Source organism: Shewanella sp. P1-14-1 (genome assembly GCF_001401775.1).
GTDB classification, from domain to species: Bacteria; Pseudomonadota; Gammaproteobacteria; order Enterobacterales; family Shewanellaceae; genus Shewanella; species Shewanella japonica.
Genome location: NZ_LKTL01000003.1, coordinates 246,842 through 272,593 on the forward strand (window position 1 = coordinate 246,842; position 25,752 = coordinate 272,593).

General features: G+C 36.2%; 21 protein-coding genes. 2 read left to right on the forward strand and 19 right to left on the reverse strand.

The window, feature by feature from the left end; all coding sequences use genetic code 11:
• Both AN944_RS03280 and AN944_RS03285 read left to right on the forward strand, forming a co-directional pair.
• Entirely contained in the window at positions 1-1,317 is a 1,317-nt protein-coding gene (locus AN944_RS03280) for a hypothetical protein (protein ID WP_055023149.1), read from the forward strand.
• A 376-nt stretch (positions 1,318-1,693) separates the two neighbouring features.
• Positions 1,694-2,872, forward strand: coding sequence for an Arm DNA-binding domain-containing protein (locus tag AN944_RS03285; RefSeq protein ID WP_055023150.1), 1,179 nt, complete (start codon positions 1,694-1,696; stop codon positions 2,870-2,872).
• A 106-nt stretch (positions 2,873-2,978) separates the two neighbouring features.
• On the opposite strand, the gene galU is transcribed toward AN944_RS03285, so the two are convergent.
• From galU to AN944_RS03380, 19 genes are all read right to left on the reverse strand, one after another.
• Complete coding sequence (gene galU, locus AN944_RS03290) at positions 2,979-3,857, reverse strand: UTP--glucose-1-phosphate uridylyltransferase GalU (protein ID WP_055023151.1); 879 nt, start codon at positions 3,855-3,857, stop codon at positions 2,979-2,981.
• A 53-nt stretch (positions 3,858-3,910) separates the two neighbouring features.
• The gene (gene wecA / locus AN944_RS03295) at positions 3,911-4,984 is read right to left on the reverse strand and encodes a UDP-N-acetylglucosamine--undecaprenyl-phosphate N-acetylglucosaminephosphotransferase (RefSeq protein WP_055023152.1); all 1,074 of its coding nucleotides are present in this window, start codon (positions 4,982-4,984) and stop codon (positions 3,911-3,913) included.
• A 100-nt stretch (positions 4,985-5,084) separates the two neighbouring features.
• On the reverse strand, positions 5,085-6,164 hold the full coding sequence (gene wecA / locus AN944_RS03300) for a UDP-N-acetylglucosamine--undecaprenyl-phosphate N-acetylglucosaminephosphotransferase (RefSeq protein WP_055023153.1): 1,080 nt from the start codon (positions 6,162-6,164) through the stop codon (positions 5,085-5,087).
• 356 nt (positions 6,165-6,520) lie between these two features.
• Complete coding sequence (locus AN944_RS03305; protein ID WP_055023154.1) at positions 6,521-7,687, reverse strand: nucleotide sugar dehydrogenase; 1,167 nt, start codon at positions 7,685-7,687, stop codon at positions 6,521-6,523.
• An 82-nt stretch (positions 7,688-7,769) separates the two neighbouring features.
• On the reverse strand, positions 7,770-9,197 hold the full coding sequence (locus AN944_RS03310) for a phosphomannomutase (protein ID WP_055023155.1): 1,428 nt from the start codon (positions 9,195-9,197) through the stop codon (positions 7,770-7,772).
• A 259-nt stretch (positions 9,198-9,456) separates the two neighbouring features.
• Complete coding sequence (locus tag AN944_RS03315) at positions 9,457-10,206, reverse strand: glycosyltransferase family 2 protein (protein ID WP_055023156.1); 750 nt, start codon at positions 10,204-10,206, stop codon at positions 9,457-9,459.
• Between the two features lie 243 nt (positions 10,207-10,449).
• On the reverse strand, positions 10,450-11,862 hold the full coding sequence (locus tag AN944_RS03320) for a mannose-1-phosphate guanylyltransferase/mannose-6-phosphate isomerase (protein ID WP_055023157.1): 1,413 nt from the start codon (positions 11,860-11,862) through the stop codon (positions 10,450-10,452).
• A gap of 17 nt (positions 11,863-11,879) precedes the next feature.
• A complete protein-coding gene (locus AN944_RS03325) occupies positions 11,880-12,341 on the reverse strand; it encodes a GDP-mannose mannosyl hydrolase (protein ID WP_055023158.1) in 462 nt (153 codons plus the stop codon).
• 68 nt (positions 12,342-12,409) lie between these two features.
• Positions 12,410-13,369 carry a GDP-L-fucose synthase gene (locus AN944_RS03330; RefSeq protein WP_055023159.1) on the reverse strand — a complete coding sequence of 320 codons (960 nt, stop codon included), beginning with the start codon at positions 13,367-13,369 and terminating at the stop codon, positions 12,410-12,412.
• Positions 13,370-13,506: 137 nt separating this feature from the next.
• Positions 13,507-14,631 carry a GDP-mannose 4,6-dehydratase gene (gene gmd / locus AN944_RS03335; protein WP_055023160.1) on the reverse strand — a complete coding sequence of 375 codons (1,125 nt, stop codon included), beginning with the start codon at positions 14,629-14,631 and terminating at the stop codon, positions 13,507-13,509.
• Entirely contained in the window at positions 14,628-15,176 is a 549-nt protein-coding gene (locus AN944_RS03340) for a WcaF family extracellular polysaccharide biosynthesis acetyltransferase (protein ID WP_082419870.1), read from the reverse strand. The genes gmd and AN944_RS03340 overlap by 4 nt, the downstream gene beginning before the upstream one ends.
• A complete protein-coding gene (locus tag AN944_RS03345; protein ID WP_055023161.1) occupies positions 15,173-16,075 on the reverse strand; it encodes a glycosyltransferase family 2 protein in 903 nt (300 codons plus the stop codon). Before AN944_RS03345 ends, AN944_RS03340 begins: the two co-directional genes overlap by 4 nt.
• On the reverse strand, positions 16,072-16,638 hold the full coding sequence (locus AN944_RS03350) for a CatB-related O-acetyltransferase (protein ID WP_055023162.1): 567 nt from the start codon (positions 16,636-16,638) through the stop codon (positions 16,072-16,074). The genes AN944_RS03345 and AN944_RS03350 overlap by 4 nt, the downstream gene beginning before the upstream one ends.
• Positions 16,628-17,755: a glycosyltransferase gene (locus tag AN944_RS03355; RefSeq protein WP_055023163.1), complete on the reverse strand. Its 1,128-nt coding sequence runs from the start codon at positions 17,753-17,755 to the stop codon at positions 16,628-16,630. The genes AN944_RS03350 and AN944_RS03355 overlap by 11 nt, the downstream gene beginning before the upstream one ends.
• Positions 17,756-18,940: a glycosyltransferase family 4 protein gene (locus tag AN944_RS03360; protein ID WP_055023164.1), complete on the reverse strand. Its 1,185-nt coding sequence runs from the start codon at positions 18,938-18,940 to the stop codon at positions 17,756-17,758. It abuts the gene before it with no gap.
• Positions 18,915-19,799, reverse strand: a complete 885-nt coding sequence (locus AN944_RS03365; RefSeq protein WP_160319073.1) for an O-antigen ligase — start codon at positions 19,797-19,799, stop codon at positions 18,915-18,917. Before AN944_RS03365 ends, AN944_RS03360 begins: the two co-directional genes overlap by 26 nt.
• 337 nt (positions 19,800-20,136) lie before the next feature.
• Positions 20,137-21,501 carry an oligosaccharide flippase family protein gene (locus AN944_RS03370; protein ID WP_055023166.1) on the reverse strand — a complete coding sequence of 455 codons (1,365 nt, stop codon included), beginning with the start codon at positions 21,499-21,501 and terminating at the stop codon, positions 20,137-20,139.
• Between the two features lie 220 nt (positions 21,502-21,721).
• Positions 21,722-22,693, reverse strand: a complete 972-nt coding sequence (locus AN944_RS03375; RefSeq protein WP_055023167.1) for a Wzz/FepE/Etk N-terminal domain-containing protein — start codon at positions 22,691-22,693, stop codon at positions 21,722-21,724.
• Between the two features lie 139 nt (positions 22,694-22,832).
• A complete protein-coding gene (locus tag AN944_RS03380; protein WP_055023168.1) occupies positions 22,833-25,574 on the reverse strand; it encodes an SLBB domain-containing protein in 2,742 nt (913 codons plus the stop codon).
• Between the last annotated feature and the right edge of the window lie 178 nt (positions 25,575-25,752).

Below are 25,752 nucleotides of genomic sequence, written 5' to 3' on the forward strand. Positions count from 1 at the left end.
ATGAATGAGCTCGTCATCCCACACACGCTATTTCGCTCTTTTGAAGCGATTAGTAAACAACTGCAAGCCAAAAAAGCGGATTACGGCGTCAGTGTTTTCATTTCACCAAAAGATGCAACGGTAACCTGGGTTGGCGGTAGCAACCCTAACTACTCGCTCATCGTTCAACCTTTAGAAAAAGGCCACGGACTTAAACAGGCTGAGTTTTACATTCCAGGTGACTTTTTTAAACACTCACTTAAATCAGTAATTGCGTTCAATAGAAAAAGCACTGGTTCCCTACTTTTGCCACTCATATTTGAATTGGAATACAAGAATGGGAAATACATAAATGCCACTCATGTTGAAATACCCGATATATCGATACCGTCACTCAATCCTATCTATCCATCTTGTCGTAAATTTGACCTGTTAGCTGCCTTTAAAAAGCATGTTGAGTATATTGATACGCTGCCACAACGTGCGGTTGTTGAGTTTTCGATCGCTGATTTAGATAAGCTAGATATGAATGTAAATCCATTAGGCAACTTTGAATATTTACAGCTCGAAACCAACTCACATAACCTACGCTTTCAGCGTGGAGGAAACGTTGGAATAGAAACGTTATCAAGCAATATCCCACTGCCAGTAACTCTAACAATTAATAATGAAACCTATCAACAATTGCGCCATATTTGCCAAGAAACGCAATCACAAACAGTGGCTATTGCGCAAGAAGGTGAATTAATTACCATCCGTAGCCCTGAAAAAACAGTGACACGCTCAATTGCAGGGCTCACTGCATTTATAGAAACACAACAAAACCAATCAACGATTGAAGTCACTCTCATAGCAGATATTCAATCCTTTAAAGGTGAAATCGAATCTCACGCTGATTATAAGAAAGCAAAAAAAGCCGACCAATGTTACTTCTTAATCGACGATAGCAAAATATATATGTCTTCGACAATGAGTGATGACGGCTTATCAAAAGCTGTATATGCCAAATCGATAAAATCCGATCAAACCCGTTTATACCGTTTTCACCCCAAAGAACTAATAAACACTCACATAAATGATCTCACTAGCATGAAGCAAGTTAAAATTTGTATCGTCATCAATAAAAATCATGAACGCTTTTTTGAGTTTTATAGCAGCACAAAAGAAGGAAGCCTGCCCTATGTACAAATTCCTGTAGAAGCCATTGATATAAGTGAAAGCGATATCAAAAAAATCAAAAATGGCTGTGTCACAAAGACTGTCCAGGAAATACTTGAAACAATACGGCAAGAAAATGGATTAGATAAGAACGAACAATTGGAGTTAATGGTTTTTTAGTAATGACGTTATAAAAAACAAATATCAGACAACAAAATACTGGACAAATAAACAGTGTTAGTTATAGTGACAGATGTATTTTTAACCAATAGTGCTCAATTGAATGCTATTGGGAGAAAACACAAATGAAAGATAGGAAGGTAAAATTAAGAAGTAAGAGTAGAAGTAGGCAGTAATGGGTTAACTTGCGCGTTTTAAAAGCCCTGTTAACCTAAAGTAACACTAAATGAAGCAGTTGGGGCAGAGTGGCGGCAACCACTCTACCCCGTACCGGCTGCGACGACTATTAACCGAGCCCAGCCGATGGGCAAATTCTAACGAATTCCATTGGTAAGGGACAGATCTATTTAACGATCTAAAATCAATGGAGGCCACTATGGCTCATATTCGCATACGTCCAAACGGGCGCATTCAGTTCGACATGCATCTTTATGGCTGCCGTTTTCGTGAAGGCAGTAAATTGATGGCAACCCCTAAAAACCTCACCAAAGCTAAAGCCATGCTCAAAAAAATGAATGCTGAGATAGATTTAGGCAGCTTTCAATATCGTGACTATTTTCCGAAAAGTAAAAAAGTCGCTAAATTTGAGCAATTACAGCGCGACAAACACCCTGACCGTGAATACCCATTTTTCAATGACTTTGCTAACCAATGGTTTGAACGCAAAAAAGGCGCTTGGAAAAACAGTTATAAAAGCACCATCCGCAACACACTCGATAAATACCTTATACCCGAATTCGGTAATACCTTGGTAAATGATATCACCCTGTCGCAAATAGATTATTTTCGACAAGAATTAATGGAAATAATGAAAGACTGTGATACACGCCAATTATCCAATCGCCGTATTAATTTCTTACTTTGGCCTGTAATTGCCATTATTAGCTTGGCCGCTGAGGAATGTAAATTTGAATATCCGTTAAGACGCTACAAAGCGCTCAAGGAAGAAAAAGCAGAGTCGCACCCGATGACGATTGAAGAGGTGCGCAAGTTTTTAGACAAGGTGCCACAAGAGTGGAAGGATTACTTTATTATCCGATTTTGGACTGGGATACGTAGCTGCGAGATACACGGGCTTGAATGGCAGCATATTGATTTTGAACACCGCTTAATTCGTATCCGCCAGAACTGGGTAAATGGGGAAGTGTGTGATGTAAAAACGCCTAAATCACGCCGAGACTTAAAGATGTGCGATACCATCTATGAAGCCTTTAAACGCATTAAAGATTCAAGTGAGGCTGGATATGCCCCCTATTCTGACTTTGTGTTTACCGGAAAATCCGGTGTGCCACTGGATACACATTATATCAGTAAAGCATTATGGTACCCCACATTAATCAAAGCAGGACTTAAACGCAGACGCGCTTACGAGACGCGTCACACTGCAGCAGTGCTTCATATCGCAGCCCTTGAGAATCCCTTGTACATATCTCAAATGCTTGGTCACAGCGATACTCGCTTATTGTTTGACGTATATGCCCCTTATGTAGCGAATGCATCACGTACTGATGGAAATGCATTTGATACGCTGATGCGAAGTGAAGGCTTTTCTTAAAGGTGTAGACGTTTTAATAAAATCCCCATTTTATAATTTTGTCTCTAAAAGCAAAAAACCAACTCATTGTGAGTTGGTTTTATTGGTAATGCGAAAGTAATCTAATCTAGAGCAATGTTTTAATTACTTTAGCAAAATCATCACCGAGCTTTTTGTCGCGCAGGCCATATTCAACAAAGGCTTTCATGTAACCTAGTTTGTCGCCGCAATCATGTGATTTACCGGTCATATTGAACGCTTCAACAGTATCTTGTTCAATTAGCATATCAATCGCATCTGTTAACTGAATTTCGTCACCCGCGCCCGCTGGTGTTTTAGCTAATAGATTCCAGATTTTTTCTGATAGCACATAACGACCAACAACAGCTAAGTTTGATGGAGCAGTCCCAATGGCAGGCTTTTCAACCATAGCTTTGATTTTAGCTGAATCACCTGGGGCGATTTCATCACCATTACAATCTGCAATACCGTATTTATTCACTTCATTATCTGGTACTGGCGCAACCATAATTTGGCTAGCAAAGCTAGTATGGTAACGTGCCATCATCGCAGCTAAGTTTTCAGTTTTTTGGTTTGCTGTATATTCATCCAAAATAACATCAGGTAGTACCACAGCAAAAGGTTCATTACCGATACAAGGTTTAGCACACAACACTGCATGCCCTAGGCCTTTAGCCTCACCTTGACGCACATGCATGATGGTTACATCTTTAGGGCAGATAGACTGAACTTCTTCTAAAAGCTGACGTTTAACTCGTTTTTCAAGCGTTGATTCAAGCTCGTAAGATTTATCAAAGTGGTTTTCAATGGCATTTTTACTGGCATGGGTAACCAGTACAATTTCTTTAACACCAGCAGCTACACACTCATTAACGATATATTGAATAAGCGGCTTGTCAACGATAGGAAGCATTTCTTTTGGAATCGCTTTAGTTGCAGGAAGCATACGTGTGCCAAGGCCTGCAACGGGAATAACAACTTTCATGAAGTACCTTTAATAAAATTTGAATGACTAATTATAACCTTAAGCATTGAGAACTAATTACGTTTCAACCACGTAATAATTTTCCAGACGTGAGCTAAAGCCCAGTTATAACCTAAAAATAATAAAATAAAACCAACAAACATGATCCATTCAGGAACATAATACACTTCCCCAACTAAGCCCACGACGGCTAATAAAGCAGAAAGAGCTGTTATACGGACAAGCGTTTGCTTACGAGTGTAGCCAGCACGTTCGAAAATATGATGTAAATGGTCTCTATCTGGTTTGAAAGGCGAGAAACCTTTTCGAACACGGCGATACATTATTGCAGCCATGTCCATTAATGGGATGGCAATTAAATATAATGCTGTAACAGGTGAGAAAACTTGAATGTTTACCATGTCTAAATTATTTGGCAAGGCTGACGCTTGAGTGCCTAATACCAAAAGCCAAACAACAGTTAAACCTATGAGCATGCTGCCTGCATCACCCATAAAAATTTTGTTAACGCTAGAGAAAGGCCAGCGTAAATTGAAAAACAGATAAGCTAAAATGGCAGCGTTAAACAGTAACGGTAGTAAAAACCACGGACTATCAGCTCGATAAAAAAGAAAACTTAGTGTGGTAAACGTCACTAAACTTAACATACCGGCTAAACCATCTATCCCATCGACCATGTTAAAGGCATTAATAGAACCAATTACAGCTAATACCGTGACGATTATCCCGACAACCCCTAATTTGAATTCAAAAAAATATAAAATATTGCCAAGAGAAGTAAGATAAAAACCCGCACCAAAGATTAATATTGATGCCACAATCACCTGAGAAACTAAACGTATTTTAACCGACAAATCATAGCGGTCATCCAAAACACCTAAAAATAAAATTAAAGCTGAAGAAATGAGGTATAAGTTAAGCGTTTGACTATGTTCAAGAAAAACTGATGATGCCATTAAAACACTGAAAAATATTCCGATCCCACCAATCAATGGGATCGCACCATCATGACACTTTCTATCATTTGGTAAATCGAGCAATCCAATTTTTATGGCTATAGGGTTAACAACAAGTATCGTTGCAAAACAGAGGAAGAAAGCAGTAGCAAAAGGAAATAAAAATTCCATACCCAATCCTTAGGTCTAAAAATTACTAAGTCAACAAGTCTTAAACTATAGCAGAAAGTTAACTAGTTTTACCAAGGCTTCCCCCATAAAAAATTAAAATTTAATCTTGTGTTGGCAGCGTAAAACTAAAATGTTTATGCATGAATGCAGTTATGCGCCAGATGTGATTGATTACATAAAAATAAACACAAAAGACCAGCAAGAAAGCAAAAAACATCACTGATTCGTTAATTTCATTGATTTCGGACCAAATGCCAATTATTGCCATAAGAGCCGACATGAAACAGATGCTGAATAATGAAACACGTGACGACATTCCTAGTCGTTGACAAATATGGTGTAGATGTTCGCGATCAGGTTTAAAAGGCGATTGACCCTTTTTAATACGACGGATCATAATACAGACCATATCCATCAATGGAAGTGCAATAAACCACAATGCGGTAACAGGGCGAATGACCACTTCGTTGACCTCTTGGCTAGCTTCTATCAATAACCAGATTACAGTGAAGCCGATAAACATACTGCCCGCATCGCCCATAAAAACTTTAAAACGACGACCAAAAGGTATCCCAAGGTTCAGCATAATGTAAGGTAATAGCGCTACGACCAATAGCAGGCAAAAGAGTGCAAGCTGCATATTACTAGATAAATAAAACATCACGCCAAGAGCTGAGAAAGTGACCGAAGATAATCCACCCAATAAACCATCAATACCATCGACCATATTAAATGCATTAATAGCCCCAATCACAGCAAAAATAGTCACAATATAGCTGATATAAGTAGGGATAATTAAGGCATTATCACTAAACATAAAACCAAGATAATGCAAACTTTTATAACCGATTAAGATCATGGCTAACGAAATACCCGCTTGCACTATAAGGCGTGACTTAAAACTTAAGTCATAGCGATCGTCAAGCGCACCCAAAACAATTAAAATGGTTGAGCAGGCAACATAGAGTAGCAGTGAATCTGTAATCGGAAAGGTGATAAATAACGTTATCATTAATGAAAAGTATACAGAAATCCCGCCGATAAGTGGGATCTGACCGACATGGTGCTTACGCTCATTAGGTTTGTCGACTAAACCCACCTTTTTCGCTAGTTTTCTAAATGCAAATAGACTGATTAAAGAACAACAAAATACAAATAATACCGCTAGGCTCGTTGACATAAATGACTCTGATTAAGATAAATAAAGACTGGAAATAGGTACATTCGATTTTACTGAACGTATATATTGTTCACAAAAAGTACAAACAAAACGGACACCATAATAAAATTAATAAGTTATAAAAAATTGAGACGGTAAGTGTTAGATTTACCTAGGTAAAACCCATCCCTTTCCCAATAGTTAATAGGCGCTATAGTATCAAAAAAAGAGCTGTTTAAATAAAAACTTAACGGGGATAGGCAAAAAAAGTGAGACAAAATTTGAAATGTGCCTCAAATTTGTCTCACCCTTTTTACAAGCTATTGATCATTCGATTAATTAAAAAATAGTCCTAATACAAATGACTATTAGACATACTAGTCAGAACCAAATAAATCGCGGGTATACACTTTATCAGAAACATCAGTGAGTTCTTTAACCATACGATTAGAGACAATCACATCACAGGTAGATTTAAACTCAGTTAAATCCTTTATGACAGCAGAATGAAAGAACTCTGATTCATTAAGTACTGGCTCATAAACTACTACCTCAATACCTTTGGCCTTGATCCGTTTCATGATCCCTTGAATGCTCGATGCTCTAAAGTTATCAGAACCCGCTTTCATAATTAAGCGATAAATACCAACAACTTTGGGATTATGCTTAATTATGGAGTCGGCAATAAAGTCTTTTCTGGTGATGTTGGCATCTACAATGGCGCCAATAATATTGTTCGGCACATCCGCGTAGTTAGCACGCAATTGCTTAGTGTCTTTAGGTAAACAATAACCACCATAACCAAATGAAGGATTGTTGTAGTGGTTGCCAATACGAGGATCTAAACCCACACCTTCTATAATTTGGCGTGAATCCAAACCGTGTGATTCAGCGTAAGAATCCAATTCGTTAAAGTAAGCCACACGTAGTGCAAGATACGTGTTAGAGAAAAGCTTAACCGCTTCAGCTTCTGTTGAATCGGTAAACAGAATATCGATATCTTTTTTTACTGCCCCTTGTGCAAGTAAGTTAGCAAATACTTCTGCACGTTCACTTTGTTCACCCACGATAATACGTGATGGATGCAAGTTATCATATAAAGCGCGACCTTCACGTAAAAACTCTGGCGAGAAAATAATATTTTCGCAGCCAAACTTTTCTTTTACTTCTTTGGTGTAACCAACAGGTACCGTTGATTTAATCACCATTACCGCATTCGGATTAATCGCCATCACGTCTTTAATTACCGCTACAACCGAAGAGGTATTAAAGTAATTCGTTTGTGCATCGTAATCCGTCGGTGTTGCGATAACAACGAACTCAGCGTCTTTATAAGCAGCTTTTTTATCTAACGTAGCAGTAAAGTTAAGTGCTTTATTTGCCAAAAAATCTGTAATCTCAACATCCACAATCGGGGATTGTTTGTTATTTAATAGCTTAACTTTTTCTTCGATGATATCAACAGCAACCACTTCATTGTGTTGCGCTAATAACATTGCATTTGATAGACCTACATAGCCTGTACCAGCAATGGCAATTTTCATTATTTAATACATCCTACAAAAATTTAAAAAGGCATTCAAAAATGGATACTTATGTGACACATAAAAATAATTTCAAAATAGATTACAATGTTTGAATATTATTCAAACTATTTTTAACACATTCATGTGCAACTAAAAAATCATCTGCTTCAGCGTAACAACGCAATTCCGGTGCATTTCCCGATGGGCGAAGGTGTATAATACGTTCATCCGTTAAGGTCATTCTTAATCCATCTGTTTCATCAACACTCTTGATCTCTGCATCATCAAAACCCAATTGAACTAATAATTTTGTTGGATCTTTCTTGCCTTGAGCGATGATCTGCAAACTTTTTTCAGTGGCAAAATTTTGGATACGATTACTATCAGTAAAACGTTGCGGTAGTTCATTAACCAATGCAGAGATACTACTCTTTTCGGCTGCAGCCAATAGCATAATGGCAGGGAGAACGGCATCACGAGTCGGTAAGGCTTTTAAGGACTGACCATTAACTAAAACATCAGTTCCTAATAAATATCCCCCATTAGCTTCGAAGCCAGCAACTGAATCAAAACGCTCAGCTAATTTGGCAAATTCTGCAATTACATAGGGTGAACCGATTTTAGTTCTTTCAACATATTTGAATCGGCCCGACAATTCAATGGCGGTATTATTGCTGACAGGAACAACAACCGCTTCAATATTTAAAGCATCTGATGTTAATAAACCAAGGATATCACCACGTAACCAATTACCATTTTCATTAGAAATAAGTGGTCGATCGCCATCACCATCTGTAGAAAATACCAAATCAAGCTTATGCTTTTTAGACCAAGCAATCGCCTTGGCGCTATCTTCTTCTGAAACGGCTTCAGTATCAATGGGGACAAACTTGTCACTACGCTCTAATGCAATGACTTCTGCACCCAGTTTTTCAAATATTCGGTAATATAAATCACGTCCAGCACTAGAATGCTCATAAATACCAATGCGCTTACCAGTAAGCCATGGAGTATCAAATAATGACGTATAACGTGCAATGTACTCTTCAGTCGCTCGATTATTTACCGTTAATTCTGTCAGTTTACCTAGTTCAGCGAACTCAACTTGTTCAGTTAAAATAACCTGCTCATCTGCTTTACTAATTTCACCATCAGGTCGATAGAATTTAAGCCCATTTCGATCAAAAGGAATATGGCTACCTGTAACCATAATAGCGGGAATATTATCTTCTTGAGCAACATAAGCTAATGCTGGCGTTGGTACTACGCCGTAATAAATCACTTCAATTTCTAATTGTTGCAAAGCGGCAGCACAAGCCATTGCCATCGCGTAACTACTAGGGCGATTGTCAATTGCGATAGCAACTTTATCGAAACTAAAGTTACATTTCATTCCTGAAATAAATGCATGAGAAAAAGCAGCACAAACTTCTGGAGTAAATTGAGTAACTAGACCACGTGCACCACTGGTACCAAAAGCCACACCACTTTCAGCGATAACCACCGAACTAATTAAATTTTTATTCATTTTATTGCCGAATTATTAGGAATATTTTAAACTTATTTATCATCAAGTGCGCAGAGACTTAGCACACAAAGATATAAAAATGTAACCAACGCTGTTATCACCATCTTTTACGAATTACTCTAATTTAAAAAAATTTAAAGATGTAAAGGTTAAAGTATTGTTTAGATCTTAAATTCGTCTTATCGTGCAATTCTGTAACACAAAATCCCCTTCATTTTATTAGTATTCTCTGTGGTAACTTTTATTTCTTTTGCATTCACTATTTTTTAAAAATAAACTGTGGGATTTTTGAAACGTTCTTAATAAATAATGCGGCAGGCCAAAATAGATTATTATTTTTTAGCGCGATAATATCTTCTTGGGTTTTTTGAATAATATTTTTTAAACTACGATTACTTGCCCCACCAACACGCATTTTCATGATCACTTTTGGTACGTATGATGATTTAACATCATTAGACCATAAATAGCGTAATAGAGAGTCATAATCCGCAGCTATTTTAAAACTTAAATCAAACAAACCGAATTGGTTATATAACTCACGTTTCATGTAAAAAGTAGGATGAGGAGGCATCCACCCTTTTTTTAACTTCGACTTTCGATACTCACCAGATTTCCACAAGCGAATAACCTGATCAGTATCATCTTTAGAAACATACTGTAAATCACCATAGACAGCACCACATTGTGAATTTTTAAATTGTTCCACAATATCTTGCACAGCTTCAGGGTAAGCGAATAAATCATCAGAGTGTAAAAATCCGACTACATCGCCAGTCGCAGCTTTAATACCTTTATTCAGTGCATCATAGATACCTTTATCTGGCTCACTAATAATAATCGATACGCGTGAGCTTTGTTTTTTTACTACTTCTAACGTGTTGTCTTTAGATGAACCATCAATAATAATATATTCAATATTGTCATAGGTTTGTTTTTCTAAAGAAGCTAACGTGTCTGCAATAGTTAATGCACTATTATAAGTCGCTGTAATAATCGAGACTTTCATCTATTTTCCAATTAGGCTGGTATGTATAAAATATTTTACAACTGAGAACGCAGAGGATTCGCATACCGGGACATACAAAACAACACCGAAATGCTTATCAGCGGGTAAGCTAATCTAAAAGAACGGAAAACGTACCCAAAATGTATTTAGGCCTTAATTCGTTTAATCTGTGCAATTCGATAACAAAAAGTCACTTAATTTCAGTGCGTTTACTTCACTATTTCCACTGTGGTGAATTAGAGATTAAACTCTACCGTATTTATCTTCAAATCGAACAATATCATCTTCACCAAGGTAGCTACCAGTTTGAACTTCGATCATTTCAAGTGGAATTTTTCCTGGGTTTTCTAAAGCATGTATCGTACCTAGTGGTATATAGATTGATTCATTTTCTGACACTAAAATTGTTTTATCACCATTAAGTACACTTGCAGTGCCTGAAACTACAATCCAATGTTCAGCACGATGGTAGTGCTTTTGAATAGACAGTTTTTCACCTGGTTTAACTGTAATACGCTTTACCTGATCACGTACACCTGAATCAATAGAGTCGTACTTTCCCCAAGGACGATAAACTTCACGGTGTATTTTATGTTCCGTTCGACCAGACTCTTTTAACTGTCTAACAACCGTTTTAACATCCTGAACTTTGTCTTTATGTGCCACTAAAATAGCATCTTTAGTTTCAATAATAATTAAGTTATCAATGCCAACTGTTGCGACTAATTTGTTTTCTGCATAAATATAATTTTTAGTTGAACCAACGCTAATGACATCTCCTTTGATTACATTCTGGTTAGCATCTTTTTCTGATACATCCCAAAGTGCAGAAAAAGAACCGACATCGCTCCATCCTGCAGTCATAGGAACAACAACAACTTCTTTACTTTTCTCCATTACCGCATAATCGATTGAATCATCAGGACACGTTTCAAAAATAGCTTTATCAACACGAACAAATTCTAAATCTTTTGATGGCGCAGCAAACGCTTTTTGGCAAACAGAAAGTATTTCAGGTGCAAATTTAGCTAATTCTTCTAGATAACGGCTAGCTTTAAACAAAAACATGCCGCTGTTCCAATAGAAATTCCCACTTGCTAAATATTCTTCAGCAGTTTCTAGATTCGGTTTTTCAACAAACTCACTGACAGAAAAAGCATCGCCATCTTGAGTGCCTGACTTAATATAACCATAGCCCGTTTCAGGCGCTGTAGGTACTATACCGAAAGTAACCAGTTTGCCATTTTGTGCAAACGGCAACGCCTTATCAACTGAGGTTTTAAATGCTTGCTCATTTTCGATAATGTGGTCAGCGGCAAGCACTAATAAAATAGGCTCTTCATCAGCAGTTGCATTATTTACTGCCTGTAAGGCAGCCAACGCGATTGCAGGGGCTGTATTACGCCCTACAGGTTCTAATATAATTCCACCATGCTCAAAGCCACCTAAACGCATTTGCTCGGCAGCAATAAAACGATGTTCTTCATTACATATTAATACTGGTGCTGAGTGTTCAAAACCTGATAAACGCGCAACAGTTTGCTGCAGCATACTCAGCTCGCCAGTAACATTTAAAAATTGCTTTGGATAAAGCTCCCGAGAAAGTGGCCATAGGCGAGAGCCTGTTCCTCCTGCCATAATTACAGGTAAAATCATATTAGTTCCTAATAATTTTAAATTGTATCTGCTGTTTTATCGAAGTACCAACGGCTATGCTTATGTACAGTCGAGTCTAAAAGAAGCTCTTCAACACTTAACCACTTATAATCACAATGCTGTTCTTTTGGTAAGTTAGGTAGTTCACCAACAATTAATCGGTAGCCTAAAGCAATATAATGAGTAGAGAAATTTTCACCTGTGACATTATCATCATAAAAATGCTCAAAAGGTCCAATAAGTTCTGCTTCGCTTAGTTCAAATACAACGCCTAATTCATTCAAAGTTAACCGTTTGAATGCATCTGCCATCGATTCATCTTTTAGAATTCGTCCACCAGGGACAAACCAAAAACCTTGAGCAGGCCGGTTATTACGTAAACCTAGGAGTACATCGCCAAATTTATTTTGAATAACTAAATCAATAGAGATAAGAGGAGTATGTTTAATAATGGTTTTGAAGGTATTGATAGGTAACATCAAGTGTAAACCCCAGAATTAAAGATAGAAATATGAACGATAAACAGTATGTTTATCGTTCATTTAAATTAGCCTCGGAAGCTATCTTGATTATCTAAAAACCATTGATAAGCATCTGCTAAACCATCTTCAAGACTGTAAGTGTATTTCCAGCCAAGCGAAGCCAATCTATCTACGTTCATTAGTTTACGTGGCGCACCATCAGGTTTAGTGGTATCAAACTTAATTTCACCTTCGAAGCCTGTTACCTTAGCAACTGTTTCAACTAACTCACGAATAGTACAATCAACGCCAGTACCGACGTTAATGTGGCTTAGCATTGGCTCAGTATTTTCGTCATACTTTACTTTGTCTAATTCCATTACATGAATTGAAGCCGCGGCCATATCACTTACATGCAAAAATTCGCGCATAGGCTTACCACTACCCCATGCAACAACTTCACTATCGCCATTTAATGTAGCCTCATGAAAACGACGTAACAATGCAGGAATAACATGTGAGTTTTCAGGATGGAAGTTATCATGGGGCCCATATAGGTTAGTAGGCATAACACTACGGTAATCTCTACCGTATTGACGGTTATATGATTCACATAGTTTAATACCTGCAATCTTAGCTACTGCATAGGGCTCATTAGTGGGCTCTAATGTGCCTGTTAACAACGCACTTTCTTGCATTGGTTGCTCTGCAAACTTTGGATAGATACAAGATGAACCTAAAAATAGAAGGTGTTGTACTCCCGCTAAATGTGCTGCATGAATAATGTTGCACTGAATCATTAGGTTTTCATAAATAAAATCAGCAGGGTAAGTATTGTTCGCAACAATCCCGCCTACTTTTGCAGCGGCTAAGTAAACCTGATCAATTTTTTCTGTTTCAAAAAAGTCACGAACAGCTTGCTGATTAGTTAAATCTAACTCTGAACGGCAACGAACAACAACCTCAACATCCGCTTTCGTTTCTAATTGGCGAACAATCGCAGACCCCACCATTCCACGATGCCCTGCAACAAAAACTCTTTTCATTTCTAAAACCTTTTATTTACAACCAAACAACAACCACCAAGAACACAAAGGGATCTTATTCCTAGAAATAAAGGTAAAAACAAAAATTAAGTCTTTTCCTCTGAACTCACGATGTCCACTGTGGTTAATATTATTCTTTAGCCTTGGTTTTCGATTGAAACTGCAACATTATGCCCATGTGCTTTAAGTAGCGCATGCTGTTTCGCTTTATTCAGATCATTCTGAACCATTTCAGAACACATCTCTTCAACTGTGATTTGTGGCACCCAACCTAGTTTTTCTTTTGCTTTAGAAGGATCACCCAATAACGTTTCAACTTCTGCAGGGCGGAAGTAACGCGGATCAACACGCACAATTACATCACCAACTTTTAATGCTGGTGCATTATCGCCAGTAATAGCTGTGATGGTTGCAATTTCATCAATGCCTTCGCCGCTAAATTCAAGTTCAATACCTACTTCTTTTGCAGATAATGAAACAAATTCACGAACAGAAATTTGTTTACCTGTTGCGATAACAAAATCGTCAGCAGTTTCTTGTTGCAGCATCATCCATTGCATACGTACGTAGTCTTTAGCATGTCCCCAATCACGAAGTGCATCCATGTTACCAAGATATAAGCATTGCTCTAAACCTTGAGAAATATTAGCGATTGCACGGGTAATTTTACGAGTAACAAAGGTTTCACCACGACGTGGAGATTCGTGATTGAACAAAATACCGTTACAGGCATACATACCGTAAGATTCACGGTAGTTAACCACTATCCAGTAAGCATACATTTTAGCAACGGCATAAGGCGAACGCGGGTGAAATGGTGTTGTTTCTTTTTGCGGGATCTCTTGCACTTCACCATAAAGCTCTGAAGTAGATGCCTGATAAAATTTCGTTTTCTTTTCTAAGCCTAAAAATCGAATAGCTTCTAGTAAGCGCAAAGTACCCATTGCATCAACGTCTGCTGTATATTCGGGACATTCGAAAGAAACAGCAACATGAGACTGCGCACCTAGATTGTAAACTTCATCGGGCTGCACATCTTTAATAATACGAGTCAGGTTAGACGAGTCGGTTAAATCACCGTAATGCAGAAAGAAACGCGGATTTTCTTCATGACTATCTTGGTAGATATGATCAACACGTTCAGTATTTAAAGAAGAAGCACGTCGTTTGATACCATGAACTTCATAACCTTTTTCTAATAATAATTCAGCTAGGTAAGAACCATCTTGGCCAGTGACACCCGTTATTAGTGCTTTTTTCATGAAATAACTCTCTCTTTGATTTTTATTGCAGGATTCCCTTGGTAAATACCAAGCTCTTCCAAATTCTTTGTCGCTATAGAGCCGACGGTAAGGATTGAAGCTCGTTGTAACGTAACACCGGGGCAAACAACCGATTTAGCACCGACCCAAGCTTCATTCGCTATATTAATTTCAGAAACCATCAAATCAAACGTCGTTGAAGTGAAATCATGGTTGCCCGTAAGTAAATAACAGCCTTGAGATAAACAACAGTTATCACCGATATTAATGACATCAAGATTGTCAATCCAAACATTTTCACCGATCCAAGTATCATTACCTACATTAAGCTTCCAAGGGTGTTTAATGGTGACACTTGGTTTAATGACAACACCGTCACCTATCTGCGCCCCAAATAGTTTAAGAATGAACACTTTGATTGCAGATGGTACAGGTAATGATGTACGGAAAAACAATGCACTGGTTAATGTCCACAGTATGATTTTCATCTTACTACCAGGTTTAAACCAATCGTTATTATAGTTTTTTAGATTAACCTGACTCAAAACTCAACCCCATAATCATCTTTCAGTAATTTTTTAACCTCCTGTTTACTTTTACCTGCTTTGGAATATATCTCATTGATTTTCGCATCAACCAAAAAACGGTACCAAAAACCTTGCAAGAAATGCCAAATCAAACCCTGTTTGCCATCTAAGAAACCCAATTTAATAAAATAACGCCATATAAAATAGATGAAAGGTCTAAAAAAAAGAGGCATGCGCGCGTAGATATGTTTCAGCTTTCTTTTACGTTGCTCTTGAGTCCCAAACAGGTTTGGCTCAATCTCATCATAAGATTTAAAACCATAAATGGTATTCAATATATCGACTGCTTCTTTAGTTGAATAGTTGTTATGTTTTGTAGTCCACCACGTGAGATCATTTTTATTATCATCAACTATGTCGTTTTCAAACTGAATAGTATTACCAGAAGTAAGCTTAATATGTTCATCCATCCAACGTTGTTCCATCACACCGTCTTTATAGCGCCATATCCGAAGTAACCAAGTCGGGTAGTAGCCGCCATGTTTGATCCAGCGCCCCATAAAATTCACGCGACGTTTAATGTAAATACCAGAATTTACCGTATTAACACCTGCTAGCTGCGAATTAATTTCATCAACTAGCTCAGGTAGAATAAATTCATCCGCATCCATTTTCATCACCCACTCAGTTTCAATTGAGCAATTATCTAATCCCCATTGAAATTGCTTAGCGTGATTACCAGGCCAAGGGTTCTGATAAACTTTTGCACCCAAAGATTCGGCTATTTCAACCGTTGTGTCCGTCGAAAAGGAGTCAATAATGTAAATGAAATTAGTAATTGGGAGTAATGATTCGATACAACGTTTGATATGCTTTCCTTCGTTGTATGTTAAAATTAAAACACTTATATTATTCATCGTATCCCTTCTAAGTTTCGGTCGTGTTTTAGTTCAATCAATCCATTTTTAAAATCGTTCAAAAAAGATTCATGCTTCTTGATTTGATCTGGTGTGAAACGTATATTTATTTTTTTTGCTGGAACGCCTGCCCATATTTCATAAGGAGGAATATCTTTAGTAACAACACTATTTGAGGCGATGATTGATCCATTACCAATTTCAACGCCCCTCATAATGGTTACCGCATGGCCTAACCATACATCATCACCAATAAAAGTAGGTACTTCAACAGGAAGTCCAGAAAGGATGGTCGGCGTACCTACTACATCAAATTTGTGATCATGTCCGATGATATTTACATTATCAGAAAATAAAGCAAAATTACCAATATGGACATTAGGTGCAATATAAGAAAATTGACCTATATAAGAACAATCACCGATAGATATATTTGATGATAAATTGACTTCTTTACCAACGTATACAAATTTCCCAAGCTTTATCGTTAAATTCCTTGAGTATTTCAATTTAGTAAGCAAGTATTTAAAACGCCTAAGTGCAAACCTTAAATCAAAGCTCATTTTTTATTGACTCCAACATATAAGCAACTTGTTGCTCTGGTGTATATTTTTTTTCAATTTCTTGAATACAATTGTTTCTGTAATTGCCTTTATTTTTATTGACTTTATAAACTGCATCTAAGAAAGAGTCGATATTATTTTGTTCAAAAAACTCACCTGTAACACCGGGCACTACAGCTTCAATTTCAGGACAATGATCTTCAATAGTGGAATGAGTAATCATTGGAATACCATAAGCTAATGAATGCATAGCAGCTAACCCAACAACCCCCATAACAACAGATGCATCTGCAGCGACGAAATATTTGCCAATGTCATTTTCATCATACTGCGCACCAACAAATGAAACCGAATCTAATACATTAAGATTTTCAGATAAATTAACTAAATTGTTTTTTTCTGGCCCATCACCAATCACCACCAACTTAATTGTTACACTTTTTGATACGGAAATAGCCTTAATAATTTGTGCGATTTTTAACTTATCTAATAATCGACCTATCGAAACAATAACAAAATCATTCTCACAAAACCCTAAGTTATTTCTAATTGAAATACGGTCGTTTAAATATTTATCTCGAACTAAACGTTGAACATCATAATCTAGAGAATTATAAATAACTTTGATTCTATTACTCTCAATACCTGCTTCAATCAATAAATCTTTCCCATTATTACCATATAACCAATGTATATCGGGTATCTTATAGTAAAGAGATCTTAGCAATCGTTTCAAACCACGATCAGGCTTCAATAATCCATGCCCCCAAAATATGACTTTATAGCCTAATAGTTTTGCTGACATAGAGTATAACCAAGAAGATAATATATTCGGGTTTGAAAGAATTACATAATACTCAAACTTTTTTCGATATTTAAATAAATCATTAATAACGCCGGTTTCAAAATCAAATTGCTTACCAAAAAAACTAATACTTCTTAGTTCCGTTTTTATATGATTAAAACCCCAACCGTTTTCTGTCGATAAAAGAGTTTCATCATTACTCTTAGCTGCAGACAAAACTAACAATTCAAATTCTGAACTACTATTCATTTCATTAAATACTGGAATTCTATAACTAGGGATAAATGGATAGTGTAATAATATTCTTTTCATTTATACTCTCTCATTCAAAAAGTTTAACTTTCCAATTTTCTGGATAAAACCTAGCCTATAACGAATTAGATTCAAAAGTGATACAAAAAGCCTACCCTTGACTCGCCCATTCCTGTGCCACTTATAAACTTCAATTTCATTCTTGGTACATTTATTTTTAGTAGGTTTAAAATCTAATAATTCAGTTGCAAACTCACTTTTAGAAAAAGAATCATCAAATAATTTCTTGGCTGCTATAGACTTTATTTTTAACTCATCAAGTAAAAAAGGTTCTAATAAAATTGATTTAGCTTCATCTTCCCATTTATCTAAAGAACAGACATATCCATTTTTCCCATGCTTGATAATTTCTTTCATTGAACCGATACCATCAGATACTATTGGAACGATTCCATTTGATAGTGCTTCTAACAAAAGCATTGGGCACCCCTCCTCTCTAGAAGGCATTAGTATTATATGAGATTCAGATAACAATTGACTAAATTCATCTTTAGCTAGCCGATCATAAAGGTGTACACTGGGATGATTAAGTTTATTTTTTACACTGGCAGGCAAATATCCAGCAGTCCAATGGAACTCAATATTGTTAAAATTATTTCCCAGAAGCTTAATAAGCTTATCTGCCCCCTTCCTTTTAGAAAACTCTGCACCAATAAGAACTTTTATTTTACTAACAGAAAGGTACTTTTTTGAAAGATCTTGTAAAGCAGGTGAATGTAAGCCATTGTATACAACTTTTATTTTATTAGAATTCAACTTATATTTCTTGACAAAATCTAACTTCATATCAGTAGAAATTGCAATGTACTTATCCACATATTCTGAATTGATTTTTAAAAGGGATCCTATTGTATAATTAGCTAAATGACCTATAGCAATAAAATAACAGGTTATCCGCGGGGCTAACTGTTGAATAAAACAATTATCATTATTAATGACCAAATCAGGTCGTAGCTGTTGTATTAAGGTATCTAAATCAAGTAATATTTCCACTTCAGTCGATCCTGAATCGTACTCGTAGAATTCGATATTGTTATTCAGGAACCAGTTATTACTTTTCGATTTTGGCGAAATAAAAACGACATCATGACTAAGTCCTTTAAGTGCCAATGTAAGATTTTTACAATATGTTAATATTCCAGAGCCTATATCAATAGGACTAGAACAACTTACTACGATTTTCATATGCTTGTTTACCGTTTGAATATAGAAGAGGAATAAATAATAAAAGAAATATTGAAGGCATTTTCATAATGCTAGAAGGGACAAATGAAACTATTGCAAAACAACAATAAAACAACAATATTTTATAGTCACCTAAAAAAATTGACCTTATCATTAATGAGAATAATACAGTCAAGAACAAATATCCAAAAATACCAAAAGTTAATAGCATCTCAAAAATAAATGAATGCGGACTTTCTGACAAATATACATTAGAATCATAGAATTCAGCATTTTTAAAGAAATCTTCAAAATTATTTGGCCCAAACCCCATAATCGATGAATCTAGATTATTAAGTACATATATATAAGCTTGACTTCTAACTCCTACAGAAGAGTCATCAGCCCCATCAAAAAAAAGTAAAATAGAAATAAACCTATCAAATATTCTACTAAGAAAAGAAGAGTCTAGAGAGGCCATATAAGTAAAGCCTAAGAACATAAATAATGAAAAAATCAATAAAACTAAAAACCGCCCCTTACTATTTAGTTGCAAATAGAATAAAAATGTCACCAGTAAATATAATACTAATACAGTTCGAGACAAAGTCATTAGAATAATAATAAGATTAGAAAAATAAATTAGCACTATTTTTTTTAAATTAGATTTTGTTTCAATGCTTCTCCCATTTTTTTTACTCGGGACAATAAATAAACTTAGCAACACCAACAAAATAGACAGCGTGGATTGATTATTTGGGTTACCTACCCCCCCAATTACAATATATAATCCTTCATATACTTCTCTTGTTGTAACAAAAGGCAAACTAATTACTAGACCTAAACCCAATAAAAACTGATACAAGCATATTAAAAACATTAATATTGATACTTGAAAAAGAAAACTTAATATTAGTTCTGTACTAATATTAAGGCTACAGCAATAATTCAAACATAAAATTACAACTATGATATGAAAAAAATACGTAGAAGATGTAAAGTTGAGTCCGTAAAAAAATGAATATACAACTGAAAGAATAAAAACATTAACAAAAATAAAGGTTAAAATAAAAAGCTCTTTATTAATAAACCTCTTAAAAGAATAGATTATAAAAAAAAGCGTCATAGGCATTAATAGGTTCATAATTGAGCCTACCAATGGTATAACAATTGAGTTACCCAAAAAGAGTGATAAAAAATAAAAATATATAGTTTTGTTAATCATATAATTTTTTGTATGTATATAAAACCATTAGAACTCCGATAAAAACAATAGTTAAAACTACGAAATTTGGCGCCAGAAAATAAACTAAGCTCCATAAGAATAAAGCTAATACATTCGATAGCGCAATAAAGCGCCTAATCCCCAAAAAAAACTTACCAGAGAAAAAAATCACAGAATAACTAACCATCATCAAGTTTAAAGAAAGAATTAAAATAGACACACTAATCAATGTTCTTAACTCAAAAATCGACAATGCTACAACTAAGCTTATCGAAATAAATATTGTTTGGACTACATTCCATTTTAATTCCTCCTCAGGCTTTCCCTTAGAAACAAGTAATGCAGTTTGTAGATTCCCAGCCGATAGTCTAAAGAACCAAGCAACGACCAAAACAGAAAGCTCTATATCAAAACCGTTGAGCACTGGTAGCAATGTAGAAATAATACCAGAAGATATGAATACCAAAGAAAAAGTTAAAAATATCAAACTTACATAGAAATTATATGCTTTCAAAAATGAATAATTATTAAAATCTAACTCTCTAAAAACTGGCATTAATAATTTTCTAATAGGAACGGATACAAGGCCATTACAGGCGTTAAGAATCTGTTTAATTACACTATAAACACCTAACTCATTTATACCAATAAAATACCCAATTAATAACTCATCTGTTTTCTGTCCGATCACATTTACAACTTGACTTCCTACTTGAGACAAACCAAATGGAACAGCCCCTAATATACAATTAAAATCAAAAAGACTTTTATATTTGGGGAGTTTACCTATTGATTTAGTCCAAGAAAATAAATAAATCATCTTAGAAGCAAAAGCGATTGCTTGAGCAATCGGCAATGAATAAACTCCAAGACCTAACTTAAACAGAACAACGATGGAGATTATTAAAATCACTTTATTAATGATTTCAGATTTAGAGACAACCTCAAAATTATGATTTGAAACAGCTATTGAATAACTTACTACAGACAAACAAGAAAAGACTATTGAGACACTCGAAACTAAAGTTATATAAAAAATAATATCTTGATTATAAAAGTAAGAAAGAAAGCTGCCTATTAAAGTTAAAACCACAATAGCAATAACAGACAAGACAACTGTTAAGCCAAAAAGAGCAGACAATTGCTCTAAAGCCAAGTTTTTTTTGTGAACTATATAATTACCAATACCAAAGTCAGAAATAATATTAGAAATCAAAATAGGTATTGTTGCCAGCGATAATATCCCAAGTTCCATACTAGTTAGGTTTTTACTGAGAATAAATATCTGAGCAATAGTCACAAAAAGTGAGATAGTAACAGACAAAACTTGCCACATACCATCTTTGAGCTTAATCATTTATATCCTATAAATCATTGACATCAAATAAGAGTATCTAATATTGAAATATATAAATTGATACTATTCCAAGTCTCAGTTCTTAAAGGTTAGCTGAGACACTTTTTATCCATTTTGAGACAGCAACATTGCCTCTATCTCCTATAAAGCCTCGGTTTTACTGTTTTTCTTAAAACAGTCCCAATAGGCTTTTTTTATATCTTTTTATATTTTTCTTTGCTTAATCTTCTTTTCTAACAAAATGCCTGATTAATACAATCATCACTGCTAACATACCACCTAACATAGTGCCTAATACGCAAATTAATGCTCGTTTAGGTCCAGCCTTTTCTTCAGGTACTAATGCTGGGTCAATAGTTTTGAAGACGTACTCTTCACGGACTTCTGCAAACATGATGGTTTTTGTTTGCTCTTCGATTAACTGATATAAAATAGTTCGGATATCTGCAACGTTAGTTTGAGAGATTTGATTTTCTAAAAAAGCCGTGCTTCGTTGGGCTTCTGCAACATCCCGTTGTTTCATTTCTAAATTGATATCTTCAACTAACCACTTAACCCATTGCTGGGCAACGCTAGGAGACAAATGCTCTACAGAAACTTTTACCATCCCTGTTTCTTTGTCTGTGTTGATTGAAAGTAGCTGACTGAATTCTTTATAGGCCTCTTGCATTGAAGGTTCAGGTTTAAATGGTGCTTTAACTTCTCTTACCCACTTTTGATTTTCTACATCAAAAATTTCTGCGTCATAAACAAGTGTATCCGCTTCCATATTCCACTTTTCTGCAGCCATTAAATCAGGCATGATCTTATGTTTTTGAATAAACTCACTGGTAAACTTTCGCGATTTAGCCACCTCAATCGCCATTTGAGTTTTATCAACTCCGCCACCGCCACCAAGGTTTATACCTGCCATTGAGGCTAAGCCACCAAATTGTCCAGCAAGAGCTGATAATCCACCACCTTGCTCTGTATCTGCAGGCGATAATAACGCTTCAGACTTATAGGTATTTGGTTGACTCAACGCGAACACAACAGAACCAATAGCAAATAAAGTCGTAACAGCAATAATCAGCCACTTGCCTTGCCAAATCACGCTAAAAAGCTCTTTTAAATCAATTTCATCTTCATTGATACTTTGTTGATTAACATCGAAATTTGCATCTGAATAATTCTGCGGAATCTGTTTTGTCATCTTGTTTGAATAATAAAAGTAGATTCTACTTATATTACCTTTCCCTCAACTTACTTTTATTAAAAGTTAAAACCCAAATAAAGTAATAGTGACCTTATTTGGGCTGCATATGTTTTACATTTCCAAAAGTATTCGGCCTTTATAAACCAGATATTGTCGCGACTGCTACAGCAGTGTTGTAAATAATCTGAGTGACTTGAGTCCATAAAGTCAAATTATCTTTGTATTCAGTATCGAGTGGAACAATAACGGTATCGCCAGCTGAAATAGCAGCGGTTTTACTAAACCAGAAGTTTTGTTCAGGTAACATAACAGAACCATCAGCTTTAATGATATAAGTTCTATCGTCATCTCCGCGCTCACGTGCACCACCTGACATAGCTAAGTACTGATTTAATGTCAGACCTTCTTTAAATCTATGTGTTGCCGGATGCTGCACTTCCCCCATGACAGAGACAATCTGTTTTACTGTCGGTACATAAAGCACATCTTTATCTTCTAATTGTAAATCTGCTTGCTCAATACCGACTTGAATAGCATTTAAATCAACCACTAAACGACCCAGAGCTTGGATGTTTTCAAGATCAGTTAGCATCAACTGCGCTTCTGAATAATTTACGACAGTGCCATCTTTTGAAACACCACGAGTTGCAATATCACGACGGAGCTGATCAGCTAACTTCTTTATTTCTAGCTGTTCTTGCTTTCTAACCGATTCACGCACAAAAACTGAAGCTTGCGGGAATGCATAATCAGTAAAGCCTCCGGCACGTTTCATTACATCAGCTAATGTTTCGCCACGGCGAATGTTGTACACACCGGGAAATCTTACTTCACCTCGAATTTCAACAGACTTACGCTCTTGCCATTCAGGTGTTGTTAGCACAACCAGCATATCTCTACCTTCAAGTGCTAAGTTATCTTCAGCGACTCCATTAATAGCGTTGCCAACATTAATATGTAAATGCTGTATATCAGAAATGCTAGTATCCGTTTCAGTACGGGTTAATTCCGCACGAGCCGTATATGCACCTTCAACTAACCCCCCTGCAGAAGTAATTAAATCACTGACTCTTGCACCAACACTTAATGGATAAATACCAGAGTGTTTAACCTTACCAGTAACAGCAATAACGTTAACTTTATCTGATACACCACTTTGCAAAGATAACTTGGTAATTATTGGGAATAATAACTCTTCACGACTTAATGAAGAGCTGAGTTTAATAAGGTCTCTGTCTTCAAATAAATTCGATAACATTTTTGAGACTTCGTCTCCAACAAGCTTCTCTTCCTCGTCTAATTCAGCAACCGCTCCCGGCATAACCACACCACCAATGTCAGTTTTACCTAACACTGAAGATTGCTTATTCACATTCATTGATTTGAAGCCCGCTTTAAATAAATCAGATCCAATTAAGGAGTCACTACTTAATTGTTTGATTTTTTTTGCGCGATTCAATACCAATTTATTTAATTCATATCGATTAACTGAAGAATCATCATGGTTGAACACAATCACTTTATCTCTAGCATTTAAGGTGATGTTTTGTGTTACATCTTGTTGAGCAATTGCTTTACCAGGGGAGAACTGGTGAACTTCGATTCTGCCAAATTTATCCACTTCACGAATCACAAGTCCATAATTCAAATCTGCTGAGATCGCTAAATCTCCCCAAATGGTTGGAATTAAATCATTAACCTTTTGTCCTTGGAACCATTGATACTTTCCAGGCCTTACAACAGCACCAACTAAAGTAATTGCATCTTCATACTGGGTAGATGCACTTTTAACTCTTATAAAGTCACCCGGTTTAGCTTTTTTTTGCTTTGCTTTTTCTGACGTTAAATCAACATTAACAATGGTTTTTAATCCATTTTGGTTATAACGCTCAATACTGCTTCTTCTAGGATATGCACCAGGATTAACCCCTGCAGCCATTTTGATAACGTCATTAATGGTTTCATTTGACTTAATTTCGTATACAGCAGGTCTTCTTATCTCGCCGGTAACGCTTACGCGACCGCCAACAGAAGGAATAAATACCACGTCACCAGAACGAAGGTTAATATCTTTTGATGCATCGCCATTTAACAGTAAGTCATATAAGTCAAATGAGGCAATCAGTTTACCTTTACGCTTAACTTGGATATTTCTTAAACTACCAATTTCATTGACACCGCCTGCAACGAACAAAGCCTGAGTAATAGTCGACAAACTTGATACCGTATATGCTCCAGGTTTGTATGCATCACCAGCAATAAAGATACGAATTGAACGAAGCTCGCCCATGGTAATGTTAGATTCAATACCAATCATTTGCTTGCTAATACGCTCACTTAAATACTCGCGTAATTCGACAAAGGTTAATCCGACCACTGATATAGGACCTAACTCAGGAAATTGGATCGTCCCATCACGCCCAATAGTCAGTGTATATTCACGGTTATCTTTTCCGTAGAGTTGAACATTAACGGTATCTCCAGGACCGACTAAATAATCACTCGGAACAGGAACATCAGACACAGGAGAAAAAGTCATTGGCTCGCCAGCAAACATGTCATAACCAAAAAAAGCGAGAGCCGTCTTTTTACTATCCTGCTCAAAATCTAACTCAACGTCTTTTTCTTTAGTAGGCTTTGCAACATCCCTGCTTGGAACCTGTGACGGAGCAGAAATGGAAGTGCTTTGGCCAGCACTTCCATTTAATACAGAAGTATCTATACCATATTGTTTTGCAAGTCGCTGCTGTTCTGATGCGGGTAATGATTTAAATTGCTCAATCATTTGTGGAGACGGAGTCACCGCTTGTGTAGGTAAACTGAATAGTATTACAGCGCTCACTGCGGCAATGGCTAAACTTTTAGCTTTTTGAAACACCTTATAAATCTCCAAGTTAAGACGAACAATTTATCTTCAAACATACTGTATTTAAGACACGCTAACGACCCGCGTGGCAGCCAGAGGCCTCGGCTTTCGCTAAACGAATGAAATTATTCATTCGATGTCCTTCGGACACGCTACCGACCCGCGTGGCGGCCAGAGACCTTCGGCTTTC

Excerpts from the sequence above, each read along its gene's own strand:
- AN944_RS03365 (WP_160319073.1), bottom strand. The coding sequence starts at position 19,799 with ATGTTTTTAATATGCTTGTATCAGTTTTTATTGGGTTTAGGTCTAGTA.
- AN944_RS03310 (WP_055023155.1), bottom strand. The coding sequence starts at position 9,197 with ATGAATAAAAATTTAATTAGTTCGGTGGTTATCGCTGAAAGTGGTGTG.
- AN944_RS03330 (WP_055023159.1), bottom strand. The coding sequence starts at position 13,369 with ATGAAAAGAGTTTTTGTTGCAGGGCATCGTGGAATGGTGGGGTCTGCG.
- AN944_RS03355 (WP_055023163.1), bottom strand. The coding sequence starts at position 17,755 with ATGAAAAGAATATTATTACACTATCCATTTATCCCTAGTTATAGAATT.
- AN944_RS03315 (WP_055023156.1), bottom strand. The coding sequence starts at position 10,206 with ATGAAAGTCTCGATTATTACAGCGACTTATAATAGTGCATTAACTATT.
- AN944_RS03320 (WP_055023157.1), bottom strand. The coding sequence starts at position 11,862 with ATGATTTTACCTGTAATTATGGCAGGAGGAACAGGCTCTCGCCTATGG.
- AN944_RS03285 (WP_055023150.1), top strand. The coding sequence starts at position 1,694 with ATGGCTCATATTCGCATACGTCCAAACGGGCGCATTCAGTTCGACATG.
- AN944_RS03280 (WP_055023149.1), top strand. The coding sequence starts at position 1 with ATGAATGAGCTCGTCATCCCACACACGCTATTTCGCTCTTTTGAAGCG.
- AN944_RS03305 (WP_055023154.1), bottom strand. The coding sequence starts at position 7,687 with ATGAAAATTGCCATTGCTGGTACAGGCTATGTAGGTCTATCAAATGCA.
- AN944_RS03350 (WP_055023162.1), bottom strand. The coding sequence starts at position 16,638 with ATGAGCTTTGATTTAAGGTTTGCACTTAGGCGTTTTAAATACTTGCTT.
- galU (WP_055023151.1), bottom strand. The coding sequence starts at position 3,857 with ATGAAAGTTGTTATTCCCGTTGCAGGCCTTGGCACACGTATGCTTCCT.
- AN944_RS03360 (WP_055023164.1), bottom strand. The coding sequence starts at position 18,940 with ATGAAAATCGTAGTAAGTTGTTCTAGTCCTATTGATATAGGCTCTGGA.
- AN944_RS03325 (WP_055023158.1), bottom strand. The coding sequence starts at position 12,341 with ATGTTACCTATCAATACCTTCAAAACCATTATTAAACATACTCCTCTT.
- AN944_RS03370 (WP_055023166.1), bottom strand. The coding sequence starts at position 21,501 with ATGATTAAGCTCAAAGATGGTATGTGGCAAGTTTTGTCTGTTACTATC.
- AN944_RS03345 (WP_055023161.1), bottom strand. The coding sequence starts at position 16,075 with ATGAATAATATAAGTGTTTTAATTTTAACATACAACGAAGGAAAGCAT.
- wecA (WP_055023152.1), bottom strand. The coding sequence starts at position 4,984 with ATGGAATTTTTATTTCCTTTTGCTACTGCTTTCTTCCTCTGTTTTGCA.
- wecA (WP_055023153.1), bottom strand. The coding sequence starts at position 6,164 with ATGTCAACGAGCCTAGCGGTATTATTTGTATTTTGTTGTTCTTTAATC.
- gmd (WP_055023160.1), bottom strand. The coding sequence starts at position 14,631 with ATGAAAAAAGCACTAATAACGGGTGTCACTGGCCAAGATGGTTCTTAC.
- AN944_RS03375 (WP_055023167.1), bottom strand. The coding sequence starts at position 22,693 with ATGACAAAACAGATTCCGCAGAATTATTCAGATGCAAATTTCGATGTT.